We start from the raw sequence: 13921 nt of genomic DNA on the forward strand, positions 1-13921 counted from the left end.
GAGGATGTGTGAAAGATATGAAAAAATTTACTTCAGGATTTTTAACAGGTACAACAGTAACCCTTGCTGCTTTAGCTGGCGTTGCCGTAGGTATCAAAAAACTTGTGATTGAACCAGTCGAAGAAAAAGAAATGATTATTGACGATAACCGCAAGAAAGCAATGCGTAAAAGTCGCGCACGCTAATTAATAATAAAAAAGAAAGTGATTACTGTAAAAAGCAATCACTTTCTTTTTATTTTTTCTTTGTTTTACCTGACCAGTCACTATATCCACCTTTTAAAATGTAAATATTAGTGTAACCTTCTTTTTTTAATAACTTCGCCATAAACGATGACATATTTGTTCTATTATCATAAAGATAAATTGGTTTATCTTTTCTAATAGCTGTCAAATACTCTTTGTGAGCTTTTGAAATCGTGTAGGGAACACTGCGAGCGCCCATAATGTGACCACGATTAAATTCTTCTTTTTCACGAACATCAATGACCTGTGCATTTCTCATATTTTCTTTAAATTCGTCTTGTGTTAGTAACGTTGCACTTCTTTTTCTCATGATAAAGAAATACGTGCGATATAAACCGTAGATCAAAATAATTGAAAACAAAAAAATGTTAAGTGTTGCTATAAATCCCATGAACTAATTCCCTCTCTTACACTATTATCTTATTTAAACTGCAATGCTAAAGAAGCAGCTCCAATCACACCAGCTTCATTACCTAAAATAGCCAATTTAATTTTAGTACTTTCTCTAACTTGTGGGAAAGTAAATTGTTCAAAATAAGTTTGGATTCTTTCAAGTAAAAAGTCGCCAGCAGCTGAAACGCCACCACCAATGACAATGTCGCTTGGATTTAACATATTACCAATATTACCACATGCAAGGCCTAAATAGAAACAAACTTTGTCAACAACTAATAAAGCAAAGTCATCACCTTCTTTAGCTGCATCAAAAACGTCCTTACTTGTGACCGTTTGCCCATCATCAATTTTGTATTTCAATTCAGAGTTTCCTGAGTATTCTTCAGACATAAAACGAGCTAATTTTACCACACCTGTTGCACTAGCGACGGTTTCTAAACAACCTTTTTTACCACATGTACATTCAAAGCCGTTTGGTTCAACTGTAATATGACCAATCTCACCAGCTGCTCCGTTAACACCATGTAAAAGGTTACCTTCAGCGATAATACCGCCACCAACACCTGTTCCAAGAGTCATGAAAGTTACTTCTGGAGAATTTTCCCCAGCACCTTTCCATCTCTCACCTAAAGCTGCCACATTGGCATCATTATCAATGGCAAACGGAATATTAAGTGCTGCTTCCACCGGTTTTTTAATTTCTTGAAGTGTTTTCCAGTTTAAATTGTAAGCTCCAATAACTGTTCCTAATTCACGATTTACTGTTCCAGGCGTTCCCATACCGATTCCGATAAAGTCTTCTGAAGTCATGCCGTATAATTCTAAACGGTGTTTTATAGACGCGATAATTTCTGGAACGATATGTGTTCCCTCATCGTTAATGTTTGTTTCGATACTCCATTTTTGTTGGATATCACCTGATTCTGTTAGGATTGCAAATTTTGCTGTTGTGCCTCCTAAATCAATACCAATTAATTTCTTACTCACTGTAGCCCCTCCTGATAGTCTGTTTCTAGACGATGTTCTCTTTTTAAGATCATCATGGCATTAATATAATCATTTCTTTCAATCAATTCGTTGTCATATATTTTCTTAAGTTCAATCATCATTAATTCGATATCCCATAAGCGGTTACCTACGTAAATATATGCACCAAATCTCTTTAATAGTTGTTGTACATCATACATTGTTCTCATATTAACGCTCCCATATCATTATACAGATAACAAATTTAAAATCATAGTCGCTTTTCTCATTTTTGGTCAATCTTACCAACTTTTCATCACTTTAGTATTTTAAAATTTGGAAAAGCCATAAAACAGACAAAATCCGATTAGAAAGACGGTAAAAATCCCAGTAGCAATTCGTTGGTGAACATTCATTTTGTTTTGCAAATGATTTTTAGGCACACCGATAACCACCATTATTAACAATCCGCCAAGTGCACCGCCCATATGTCCAAACATATCCACCCCTGTTGAAAATAGATTCATCACTAGGTTCATAATAATCAACATAGTCATTGTTTGTGACATTTGACGAATCATCGGATGATAACTATAGATTCGCCCTAAAACAATGAAGGCTGCAAACATCCCAAAGATTGACGTACTTGCCCCAGCAGAAACACCACCTGAGTTATTAAATGCAAAACTTAATAAATTACCGATAATCCCACTCATCATATATAGAAAGAAGAAACGTAGATGACCGATAATCGGTTCTAACAATCTTCCCGCAAAATATAAAGTTAAGGAGTTTATCGCGATATGAGTTAATCCTATGTGGACGAAGATTGGGGTTACAAAACGCCAATATTCGTGGTTTTCAACGATTAATTGAGGCGACATAGCTCCAAATAAGGTTAGGATATAAGGATTTTCTGATCCGCTAAAAACCCCGAATCTAGCCCCAAAAATCTCCATTAAAAGATAAACCACAATTTGTATGGTTAAAAACAAGTACACCATGTATGGTCCTCTTTTTATTTTGTTCCATGTATCTGACAATTGATTCATCGACTTCCCCCTGTTGTAGTTGCTGTAATCATTTCTTTGACAGGAATATCATATTGACTTGGCTGCCAATCATATCCTGTTTGTTCTTTAAAAACTAAGCTATAGGTCTGCCCTTTAAAATCAGGTAAGTAACGATCATAAAAACCACCACCAAAACCAACACGATACCCTTCTTTAGAAAAAGCCACCCCTGGCACAATTAACAAATCGATTTGTTCCTTTTCGAACTTTTGATTATTTGTTGGCTCTAGGACACCAAAATTGGTTTCTTCTAAAGGTTCTTCCAAATCATAATAGTAAAAATCCATCTTACCTAAACCAAATGTTTTAGGAACACAGATAGTTTTCCCTTCTTCAATCGCTTGTTTGATTAGTGGCAATGTATTAAATTCTTTATCCATTGCGAGAGTTGTTCCAATCACACTAGCCTCTTGCCAAGCTTTCGTTTGAAATAATTGATTTAAAATATTTTCTTCTATTTGTTTCTTTTCCACAGAACGTTTACTTAATTCTTTTAAATCATGTAGTACTTTTTTTCGAATTTCTTTTTTCATGAAGAAACCTCCTGTCTTGATTTTTTTCGAATTACTATCATTATACTCAATTTATGAGCTATGACAAAACAAAATCTAAAGTTTTTCATAAGGGCATTTGCATTTACTGAACAGACATGCTATGATATATCTCACATTAGTTATATTTATATGCAAGATTGAAATATGTTTTAAAGAAGTTTATTTACGAAGAGGCGTAGCTTGAGAGCTACATCGGTGTTTTAGAGGTTGGGACTACACCACTTAGACGAGAAATATTTTAGAAATTAAGCAATAGTAATCGCCACACTTTAGATATAAATAAAAAATTAATCAGATAGCCATTCTTATCAAGCAGATAAGGATGGCTATCGTCAATTATAGAGTTATTTTGGTCCAAACTCCTATTTTATGATACACTAAAAGAAAAGGAGTTGTTTAAGATGAAAAATAAATTTTTACCTACTGAAAATACTAAATTAGTTCGCAACATACGATTATTGAATAGAATCATTTTTTCTTTCAGTATAACTAGTCTCTTACTGATAACAACAAAACTTTATATCAATATGAGTCAGCGTAGAGAATTAATAAATATGATGTCCGAGAACGAAAAGCCTTTCACAGAGAGCCTATCACCATCAGCTTCACCTGTTTTAGATAACTCAATTCTTTTATTTATTTTAGTATTCGGGGTAGTTCTTGCTTTCTTCCTCAATTACTTGATCGAACTTTCCATCAGACATTTTGAAAATGTCGCTAGCTTAAAAGCAATGAAACAAAACGAGCAACCAGAAGAAGAAATTGAATTTTTAAATTAAATAGTAAAAAGAGAAAGATGATGACTTTTGTCATTGTCTTTCTCTTTTTTACTCGATTAAACCTAGTTCTTTCGCCAGTATCATAAACTCGTTGTATTTAATTACGTGAGGTTTCACATCTGCTTCATCCACATACTCCGATAAATCATAACCAACTAACTCACTCCAACTTTCAATGGTCATTTTGCCTGGGATTAAGGTAACCACAACATCGTCACCTTTTTCTTTCATTGAATAGCCAGGTAACTCCTCAGAACCTTCTACCTGATCATCAATATATGTATCATAGTAGATCATTTCAACTTTATTAATGACTTTAAAAACATTGGCACCTTTTGTATAGATAATCATCTCACTTGAACTCTCATCATCTGAAAAAGGAAAATGTTCAGTACCAGTTACTGCCGCTGAATAAATTAAAAAAATCGTTATGGCTAAAACAATGCTTAAGGTGATTGTTACTTTTTTCTTCACAAGAAACACTCCTTTCATTAGTTTAACCCCCATCTCTTAACTCTGCAAATTACTCTTCTCCAGATATCAAAGATAATACAAAAAATACCCACACAATTATATTCACGGGAAACCAAACATAGCTAAATGCTACTACCATTTCTTTCATTCCTGAACCAGTATTACCTGTTGATATTAATGCTATGAACAGAGCAACTGGTTCTATAAACAGCATTATTGTTCCTTGAATCATTAGATAAGTTCTTAATTTCTTAGTTGGAATAGCCATTTGTTTAATCAAAGAAGTTTTAAAACAAACAACATATATCAACGCACTTGATAAGATTCCAGGTAACAGTATCATAGGTACCATCATTTCTCCAAATAAGTCCGCTATACCTATGACTAAGATTTTAACTAGCAAACCACCTACAATTAAATTGGATAAGTATAAGAGAACCAATATAATGACTGCACTGATATATTTATTTAACTTAGCTTTCTTATTCAAAAAAACTCACCTCCATGATAACATTTGTTAAACTAATAATAGCATAACTTGTATACATTAAAGAACATCCATCCTTTTATAATGTGTATTTTTATTTAAAATGTTAATTTATATTCTAAATTAAAAAGCTAGCAACCTCACTTAATAAGGTTGCTAGCTCATAGTTATTAACTATTATTTTGTTTCACGGTGTAAAGTAACTTTACGTTCACGTGGACAATATTTTTTAACTTCTAAACGATCAGGGTTGTTACGTTTGTTTTTATTTGAAAGATAGTTTCTTTCTTTACATTCAGTACATTCTAAAGTGATATTTATACGCATGATTATTTCCTCCAATAATTATATAATTCAAGTACCTTTACTTGACACTCAAATATAATACCATGACTTTTTCTAAATTTCAAGCTTTTTGTAAAGGAGTTTCCCTTTACAAAAATTATTGATGCGTTTCAGCATAAGCATTCACCACTTGTTTCAGGATAGCCACATTAGTAGCATCTTTATCATCCTTAATTTTCGGAAGAACTACACTAACAGCAATTTGTGGATTATCATAAGGTGCAAAACCAACAATTGTACTATTAATCACTGTTTCTACATTATTGTTTGTAGGATTCACAGCAAATGTTTCGGCTGTCCCTGTTTTAGCTGCAATTGGTAAACTTGCTCCTTGGGCCCCGTGAGCCGTTCCCATAGGTCCATTAACTACTTGAACCATTCCTTGATGAATAATATCAAATTCAGATTCTTTACCTTCAATTTTGTTCAATGTTTTAGGTTTAATTTCTTTTTTAACTTCACCTAAGTTACCTGAGTTATCGTTGCCATACACCCCTTTTACAACGTGAGGCGCGACCCTAGTTCCTCCATTAGCAACAGTTGCCACATATTGGTTTAACTGCATTGGTGTATAAGTATCGTAGTTACCAAAAGATAAATCAAGTAAATTACCCATAACACCTGGTAAATAATTACCGTTTTTATCTTTATAGTTTGTTCTCACAATTCCAGTTTCCTCACTTGGTAAATCAATTTCTGTTGGAATTCCTAAACCAAACTCTTCGTAGGTTTTTCTTAAAGTATTATAAACATCTGTTCTAAACGGTAATGACATATTAGGTGTATATGTTGCATCCATCATGCCTAATGCAATCTTCATCATGTAAACGTTGGAAGATACTTCTAGTGCTTGCACTGTTGTAAGTGGATAAGAACCGTACTGATTGAATAATGATGATTTTGTTTGACCGCCTTCAAAGACTAAAGGTTCATCAATCATTGTTTCATTTCCACTGATAATGCCATTTTCATACCCTGACATAATCGTTGCTGCCTTGATTGATGATCCTGGTTCGTAAGCTTTTTTATATGTTCCTAACGCATCATCGACTAGTTCACCTGTTTCAGGATCTTTATTTAAACCAACCATGGATAATACATTTCCGGTTGACGGTTCAGTTACAACGACATAAGCACCATCTGAATATTGTGCTTTACCAGAATTGATCAAACTTTGATAATTACTTTCTAATATTTCTTCGACTTTTTTCTGGAATTCTAAATCAATGGTTAAAACAAGGTTGTCCCCTTTTTCACCCGGTTTGACTTCTTTTTTAGAAGTAATTTTTTGGTTTTTATCTGTAGTAATCTCAGACTCACCACGTTTACCTTTTAAGTCATTTTCGTAAGATTCTTCTAAATAACTCAAACCAACACGGTCATTGATTTTATAACCTTTTTTAAGGTACTCTTCTGCTTTTTCTTCTGGTAAACCTTGTTTCTCAGTCGAAACAGTACCTAGAATCGATCTAATTTGATCTTTTTCAGGATATTCTCTTTCCCAATCTGTTCCTGCTGAAAGACCAGGAATTGTTGCCGTATTTTCTCCGACAACCGCAATTTCTTCTGGTGTTACATCTTTATTTTTAACGGTAACTGGTTGTAAGGCATAAGCACTATTGATTTTTTTAAAGACTGTGGCAATCTTCTCGTCTTCTTTTGTGAATTCATAGTCTTTAACATCAACTTTATCTAAAGTTTTCTTATACAGATCACTTGATGATAATTGCTCGCCCTTTGTATTTAATTTATCTGAAACCGTTAATTTACCTTCTGCTTTTTTTAATTCTTTGGGATCTGACAAAATATAATCTTTTTTATCTCGCTCAGATAATTTTTCTGGCTCAATCGCAATTAAATCGACGATTTGCTTGCTTATTTTTTTTATCTCTTCAGCTGTCATGCCCGTACTTCTTGTAAAAAGAATGGCTTGATTTGCTTTATTTCCTACTAATACTTTTCCTTTGGCATCATAGATATAACCACGAGGAGCATTCTCTTCTATAATACTTTTTTGACCTTTTTCGACAATTTCAGCAAATTCATCGTGCTTATTGATTTGAAGGTAAGAAAGTCTAACTACTAATGCGGTAAATAAAAGAAAGACGATAAAGAAAAGAAAATCCAATCTAAATGGAACGTGGGATTTTTTTGTATCTTGTTCTGCTTTATTTTTCTTTGAAAAGGGACGCCATGGTGTTTTATTATTTCTCATTTATATAAAAAGTCCTTTCGAAATCACAATTAATTATATTTTACACTTTTATCTGATTAAATTTCTTAATAATTTCTGAAATTTAACGAATTCTTATTCTAAAAACTCATTATTGAGTATCTCATGCTTTCCCTTGTTTTTCAATGAAATTCACTTTCTTTTCATAAATTTTTATAATTTAAAAATCATTAAAAAAAGAGCTAAAACACAAGTTTCAAACTTATGCTTTAACTCTTCATAATTCATTATTTACGGCTATAGTTTTTCACGTCAGCGACAACTGATTCAACAAACATATCAACGTTCATCTCACTTGTTTCTTTGCTTCCGTAACGACGAATATTTACGCCACCGTTTTCTAATTCTTTATCTCCAACCACAATTTGATATGGTACTTTTTGAGTTTGAGATTCACGAATCTTGTAACCCATTTTTTCATTACGAGTATCCACTTCAAAACGCAAACCATGCATATCTAATTTTTCTTTGATTTCAAAAGCATAATCACTATGTAAATCTAAGTTTACAGGAATGATTGTTCCTTGAACTGGTGCTAACCAAGTTGGGAATGCTCCTTTATGAACTTCAGTTAAGTGAGCTACAAAACGTTCCATTGTAGACACGATACCACGGTGAATAACTACTGGACGGTGATTATTTTCCCCATCTTCACCCACGTAAGTTAAATCAAAACGCTCTGGTAATAGGAAGTCTAATTGAATAGTAGACAATGTTTCTTCTGTTCCTAAAGCTGTTTTAATTTGAACGTCCATCTTAGGTCCGTAGAAGGCTGCTTCTCCTTCTGCTTCGAAGAATTCAACGCCAGCTTCAACTAAGGCAGCACGTAATGTTGTTTCTGCTTTTTCCCACATTTCATCATCATCAAAGTATTTTTCAGTATTTTTAGGGTCACGTAAACTTAAACGCAAACGATAGTTATCGATGTTAAAGTCTTCGTATACTTTAACCATTAAGTCAAGTGTTCTCATAAACTCATCTTTAATTTGATCAGGACGAACAAATGTATGACCATCATTTAAAGTCATTTCACGAACACGAGCTAAACCAGATAACGCCCCAGATTTTTCGTAACGGTGCATCATACCAAGTTCAGCAATACGAATTGGTAATTCACGGTAGCTATGGATATCATTTTTATAAACCATCATGTGATGTGGACAGTTCATTGGACGTAACACTAACATCTCGCCGTCACCCATATCCATTGGTGGGAACATGTCTTCATGATAGTGATCCCAATGACCTGAACGTTTGTACATTTCTACATCTGCCATAATCGGAGTGTATACATGTTGGTAACCTAAACTAATTTCTTTATCCACGATGTAGCGTTCAACGACACGGCGAATAGTCGCACCTTTTGGTAACCAGAATGGCAGACCAGAACCTACATCAGGGTTAACCATGAATAAATCAAGTTCTTTACCTAATTTACGGTGGTCACGTTCTTTGGCTTCTTCACGCATTTTTAAGTATTCTTTTAATTCTTTTTTATCAAAAAAGGCTGTTCCGTAAACACGTTGCATCATTTTATTGTCTGAGTTACCTCTCCAATAAGCACCAGCTACTGATAATAACTTGAAAACTTGAATGCGTCCTGTTGAAGGAACATGAACCCCGCGACATAAATCAACAAAATCACCTTGGTCATAAACAGTGATTGTTTCGTCTGCTGGAAGGTCGTTGATTAACTCTTCTTTGTAAGGATCCCCTTTAAAAATTTCTAAAGCTTCTTCTTTTGAGACTTCTTTTCTAAGGATTGGGTTATTTTCTTTAACAATCTTCATCATTTCTTCTTCAATCTTAACTAAATCTTCTTCTGAGACCGCTTGACCTTCATTGTCAGTGTCGTAATAGAAGCCGTTGTCGATTGCTGGACCTACACCAAAATGAATATTTGGGTATAAACGTCTCACAGCATTTGCCATTAAATGGGCTGTTGAGTGACGTAGGATTTGAAGCGCATCATCATGTCCTGGTGACACGATTTCTAAAGAACCGTCCTCTTCAATCTCACGGTTTAAATCGATTAACTCACCATTTAATTTTCCTGCTAATGCTTTTTTAGCCAAACTATTACTAATTGTTTTTGCAATATCATATGTTGTCGACTTCGCCTCAAATTCTTTCACTGCGCCATCTGGGAATGTAATTTTAATCATTGACATCTTGTTTCCTCCTATTTTTTGAAATAAAAAAAGCCCTATTAAGCATATAGCTTAATAGGACGAATTAACGTGGTTCCACCTAACTGTTGAATCACTAAATAAGCTGATTCTTCTCGAACGTGATAACGGTACGACCGGCTTAGTTTCGACTAAGCTCTTGAAAGTGGTCAATCATTGGACTTGTTTAGGAAACTTTCAGTCTAGGTTTCCCTCCCTAACAAACAGTTTTCAATCATCGGTGTCTTTCGCATCAATCTATATTATTAATGTTATCCATATTTAAACACTTTTTCTAAATTTTATCAAGTTGAAATGTCTAATTTTTTAATTTAAATGTTTTAGGTGCAAATCTAACAATCACCAACATCCCGATTATAAAGTAAAGAATAGAAATGCCTGAAACTATCATCCCATACATTAAACCGACTGATTTTAATTGTAAACTCAAGTAAGATAATCCGTAGAACACACCATCTACTACTTTGTAGACAGGATTCTTCACCTGAAAATCACTAGTAAAGGGTTGTAGAATATAATAAACAAATAATTCATGGAAGGAAAACAAAATAGTTAAACTCGTCATTACGAACAATAAAAGTAACATAAATGATAGGCTTAAAAAGTGCTGATTAACCACATTAAAAATCACAACCCATCCATAAATTGCTAGTGAGATAAGCCCATTATAGTAAAAAATTTTAAAGAAACGGTAGAAAAAACCACTGACAATTGCCTTTGATTCTCTATAAAAAGGATACGCCAGCATAGAATAGTCACAATTGACAAACAGTGTTTGCACCATTTTCTTTCCAAAGGATAATAAATATAGGATAAAAAACATGACAGGAATCATATTGTAAAGAATTTCTTCTAGTTTATCTCCTTTAATTTGAATAGGAAATACTTGACTTGCAACAACAACACTTAGCATCACAACAGATATGCCAACCAACCTTATAAAAAGTTGCTTACGTAAAGTTGTTTTAAATCGGTTGAATAATAAGGCATTTAAATACTTACTACCTGTGTATTTAGCTAGATTTTTATCACTCTCATTTTTTTCAAGTTTTGTTTTCTGACCTTCTCCTAAATAATAATTATTATCTTTTTTCTGTTTATCTGAGTGATCAATCACTGTTTCTGAAGATTCAAATATTTGTCTTGCATACTCTTCAAAGCGGTTAAATCTAACGTACAAATAGAACAAAGGAAAACTTAAAATCACCCAAATAAAAGCTGTTAACCAGTTAATCGTCAGACGTTCAACTAAATGAACTTGATCAGTTTGATGTAGTGCAAATAATCCAATAAAAGTTAAGGCAATATAACTTAAACAAAGGATGGCTTTTGAAGCGAATCGCCTTTTAAACAGTGTCATACGTAAATTAATAACTGACCAAAATAATGATAAGCTGATTTCTGAAAAGATCCCAATTAATAAATATAAGCCTAAATTTTTCTCTATCAACCCGATAATCACAATACTAGGTAAACCATACACTGTACTTTTTATAATATTTAGAATTGCCGTTCGCTTGATATATTGTTCTTTAGATATTCTAAAATTAGCGATAAAACGAACTTCTTGTTGTTGCAGTATTGGAAAAAGATAGCCAATGCAACAACCGATTCCCACAAAAATAATGAACCAAACCGTAAAAATTGAAATATCCTGATTCAATCCTGAGTTTATTCCCTTACTTATAAAAAAGCTTAAAACAAAAGGAATACCATATATCCCAAAAGAAACAAATAAAGCGATGATAAGTTTAAACAATGCAATAAATTTCTTTATATTGTATTCACGATATAACATGGTTGTTGGAATGATTTTTCCAACTAATGGAATTCGTCCTAAATAATAAATCAAACCATTCGCAAATAAAATCGCCTTAAAATTTCGGTACTTCCATTCTAATTTAAAGAGTTCTTTGATTTCATTCATTGCTGATTCCGCCGTCTTCTTCAGATAACAAACGAACGATTTCTTCTTCGAAGTCAGCGTCATGAATTGAACTTGCTGGGATGCCTCTTAATTTACCGTTATGCAGTAACACGATTTCATCACATAAATCTTGAGCTAGCTGTAAAATATGTGTGGAGAATATTACCACTGATTCTGATTTCATAGAAAGAATCAGTTCTTTCATCTCATGAGCTGCTACCACATCAAAAGATGTTAAAGGTTCATCTAAGAGTAACACAGGTGGTTGAATCATCATGGTTGCGATCATCTGTACTTTATTTTTCATTCCATGAGAATATTCCTTCATCAAACGATGACGGTCTTCTTTTTTGATTCCCACTTTTGAAAGATACGAATCAGGTGTTCGAATATTTTTCATTTGATGGGCATTCATATCAATGAAAAATTTGATAAACTCGTAACCTGTCATAAAATCAGGGACATTAGGTGTTGCATGAACTAAACCAATGTCTGTTTCTTTATATGCTTTATTTTCTGTCTCATCCTCTAAAAAAATATTACCAGAATCATAGTTTATATCTTTAGAAATACAGTTAAACAACGTTGTTTTACCTGCCCCATTACGGCCTAATAATCCGTAGATTTTTCCCTTTTTGAATTCAAAGGAAGCTTGATCTATCACTTTTTTCTCTTTGAAATCCTTTTCAAGATTATCTATAATTAATTTCATTCTTTCCCTCCAAAAATACTACTTGTTATTATATAAAAATAAGTATACCTAATATAGATTATCTTTTCTATCTTTAAGAACAAAACCTATATTTAGTAACTCTTTTATTTTATAATAAGAGCAGAAATATACAAGGAGGAATTTTTTATGAATATTGGAATTTTTGGCGCAGGCCATATGGGGAGTGCTATGATCAAGGGATGGTTGCGTTCTGAGGCTATATCACCTAATGACTTACTCGTTAGAGGTGGACGACGTGGCACTGCTCAAACACTTCAAGAGGAACTACAATTTAAATTAACCAATGATAATCAAGCTTTTTTAGAACAAGATATTATTTTTCTTGCTGTGAATACACCTTTAATTTTATCTATTTTGAAAGAATTAAAAGAAACATTACAAGATAAAGTCATTCCGATTGTTTCAGTTTCAGCGGGTGTCTCAGTGAAAGAAATGCAAGCTGTCATGGGAGGATCTTATCCTTTAGCTCAAGCAATTCCAAATACACCGGTTCAAATCAATCAAGGTATTACTGGTATTGTATATGCCGAGAATATAGCATCTGAAAGTAAAGAACTCATTCAGACTAGTTTCAATTACTTAGGAGAATTAGTAGAAATAACCGAAGATAAAATCGGGATTTTTGGTACATTAGCTGGCTGTGGCCCTGCTTTTGTGGATGTCTTCATGGAAGCTTTAAGTGACGGTGCTGTCCTTAACGGTATGGACCGAGACATGGCTTACCACGTAGCCGCCAAAATGGTCGCAAGCTCAGCCAACCTTTTACTAGAAACAGGCAAACACCCAGGAGAACTAAAAGACGGCGTAACCTCACCAGGAGGGACAACCATCAAAGGCATCACAGCCCTCGAAAAAGAAGGCTTTAGATACGCCACGATTAATGCGATAGATACAATTATGAACTAGCGTGATGAAAAAGGCGCTTAGCTCCAAGCAATTGGAGGAAAATAAAAATAATTCGTGCTCTTTGAATTAATTTTATTTTTCGAAATTGCCGCAGGAGCTGCCTTTTGAATCCAGACTACACAGAGTGATGAAAAAGGCGTTTAGCTCCAAGCAATTGGAGTCAAACGCCTTTTCCACTATTTTACTGCTCAGACAATTCTTTCCTCACCTTAGCCGGTAATTTCTTCCATACTAACTCATACGAAGTCTGAATCATTCTTTTAATCTCTTCATCACTGATTTCTGTGGATTTCAAATAAATAGAATTCCAATGCTTTTTATTCGCGTAATAGCCAGGAACAACGTCCTCATAAGTTTCTCTCAAAACTTCATTAACCTCTGGCTCACCTTTTAACGTAATCAACGAGTCTTCATCAGCATTTTTTGACATCATCCCAAATTGTTTACCTAGTAAATCAAAATAAATACAGTCCCAATCTTCACGGTAATACACCTTCCCGTGAGGCAATTGATTACCAAACTCTTCAAATCTTTTCATTCGTTCTGTTATCATGTGATCACTCCTTATAAAATTGATTATAACAAAAAAATGACCGCCTAACAGCTTGAGAGCT

The 13921-nt window shown here is 33.7% G+C and carries 16 protein-coding genes; 3 read left to right on the plus strand and 13 right to left on the minus strand.

The window, feature by feature from the left end:
* Positions 1-17: 17 nt before the first annotated feature.
* Entirely contained in the window at positions 18-185 is a 168-nt protein-coding gene (locus G7082_RS14140) for a DUF3042 family protein (protein ID WP_086952296.1), read from the plus strand.
* Between the two features lie 49 nt (positions 186-234).
* On the opposite strand, the gene G7082_RS14145 is transcribed toward G7082_RS14140, so the two are convergent.
* From G7082_RS14145 to G7082_RS14165, 5 genes are all read right to left on the minus strand, one after another.
* Entirely contained in the window at positions 235-636 is a 402-nt protein-coding gene (locus G7082_RS14145) for a rhodanese-like domain-containing protein (RefSeq protein WP_166035845.1), read from the minus strand.
* A 29-nt stretch (positions 637-665) separates the two neighbouring features.
* Positions 666-1628, minus strand: a complete 963-nt coding sequence (locus G7082_RS14150) for an ROK family glucokinase (protein WP_166035846.1) — start codon at positions 1626-1628, stop codon at positions 666-668.
* On the minus strand, positions 1625-1837 hold the full coding sequence (locus tag G7082_RS14155) for a YqgQ family protein (protein ID WP_166035847.1): 213 nt from the start codon (positions 1835-1837) through the stop codon (positions 1625-1627). The genes G7082_RS14150 and G7082_RS14155 overlap by 4 nt, the downstream gene beginning before the upstream one ends.
* Positions 1838-1936: 99 nt before the next feature.
* Positions 1937-2659, minus strand: a complete 723-nt coding sequence (locus G7082_RS14160) for a rhomboid family intramembrane serine protease (protein WP_166035848.1) — start codon at positions 2657-2659, stop codon at positions 1937-1939.
* Positions 2656-3213: a 5-formyltetrahydrofolate cyclo-ligase gene (locus tag G7082_RS14165; RefSeq protein WP_166035849.1), complete on the minus strand. Its 558-nt coding sequence runs from the start codon at positions 3211-3213 to the stop codon at positions 2656-2658. The genes G7082_RS14160 and G7082_RS14165 overlap by 4 nt, the downstream gene beginning before the upstream one ends.
* Before the next feature lie 422 nt (positions 3214-3635).
* Here G7082_RS14165 and G7082_RS14170 point away from each other — a divergent pair, with 422 nt between their 5' ends.
* On the plus strand, positions 3636-4013 hold the full coding sequence (locus G7082_RS14170) for a hypothetical protein (protein WP_166035850.1): 378 nt from the start codon (positions 3636-3638) through the stop codon (positions 4011-4013).
* A 48-nt stretch (positions 4014-4061) separates the two neighbouring features.
* On the opposite strand, the gene G7082_RS14175 is transcribed toward G7082_RS14170, so the two are convergent.
* From G7082_RS14175 to G7082_RS14205, 7 genes are all read right to left on the minus strand, one after another.
* Positions 4062-4505 carry a hypothetical protein gene (locus tag G7082_RS14175; RefSeq protein WP_166035851.1) on the minus strand — a complete coding sequence of 148 codons (444 nt, stop codon included), beginning with the start codon at positions 4503-4505 and terminating at the stop codon, positions 4062-4064.
* Between the two features lie 31 nt (positions 4506-4536).
* Positions 4537-4977, minus strand: a complete 441-nt coding sequence (locus tag G7082_RS14180) for a hypothetical protein (protein WP_166035852.1) — start codon at positions 4975-4977, stop codon at positions 4537-4539.
* 174 nt (positions 4978-5151) lie between these two features.
* On the minus strand, positions 5152-5301 hold the full coding sequence (gene rpmG, locus G7082_RS14185; protein ID WP_166035853.1) for a 50S ribosomal protein L33: 150 nt from the start codon (positions 5299-5301) through the stop codon (positions 5152-5154).
* Between the two features lie 115 nt (positions 5302-5416).
* A complete protein-coding gene (locus G7082_RS14190) occupies positions 5417-7534 on the minus strand; it encodes a penicillin-binding transpeptidase domain-containing protein (RefSeq protein ID WP_166035854.1) in 2118 nt (705 codons plus the stop codon).
* Between the two features lie 245 nt (positions 7535-7779).
* Positions 7780-9717, minus strand: a complete 1938-nt coding sequence (thrS, locus tag G7082_RS14195; RefSeq protein WP_166036110.1) for a threonine--tRNA ligase — start codon at positions 9715-9717, stop codon at positions 7780-7782.
* Between the two features lie 322 nt (positions 9718-10039).
* Positions 10040-11668: a hypothetical protein gene (locus G7082_RS14200; protein WP_166035855.1), complete on the minus strand. Its 1629-nt coding sequence runs from the start codon at positions 11666-11668 to the stop codon at positions 10040-10042.
* The gene (locus tag G7082_RS14205; RefSeq protein WP_166035856.1) at positions 11661-12380 is read right to left on the minus strand and encodes an ABC transporter ATP-binding protein; all 720 of its coding nucleotides are present in this window, start codon (positions 12378-12380) and stop codon (positions 11661-11663) included. Before G7082_RS14205 ends, G7082_RS14200 begins: the two co-directional genes overlap by 8 nt.
* Before the next feature lie 147 nt (positions 12381-12527).
* Between G7082_RS14205 and proC the strand changes: the two genes are divergently transcribed.
* The gene (gene proC, locus G7082_RS14210) at positions 12528-13307 is read left to right on the plus strand and encodes a pyrroline-5-carboxylate reductase (RefSeq protein WP_166035857.1); all 780 of its coding nucleotides are present in this window, start codon (positions 12528-12530) and stop codon (positions 13305-13307) included.
* Between the two features lie 181 nt (positions 13308-13488).
* Here proC and G7082_RS14215 read toward each other — a convergent pair whose 3' ends face one another.
* Positions 13489-13860, minus strand: a complete 372-nt coding sequence (locus tag G7082_RS14215) for an MmcQ/YjbR family DNA-binding protein (protein WP_238842662.1) — start codon at positions 13858-13860, stop codon at positions 13489-13491.
* Positions 13861-13921: the final 61 nt, after the last annotated feature.

It is taken from the genome of Vagococcus hydrophili (genome assembly GCF_011304195.1).
Classification (GTDB): domain Bacteria; phylum Bacillota; class Bacilli; order Lactobacillales; family Vagococcaceae; genus Vagococcus; species Vagococcus hydrophili.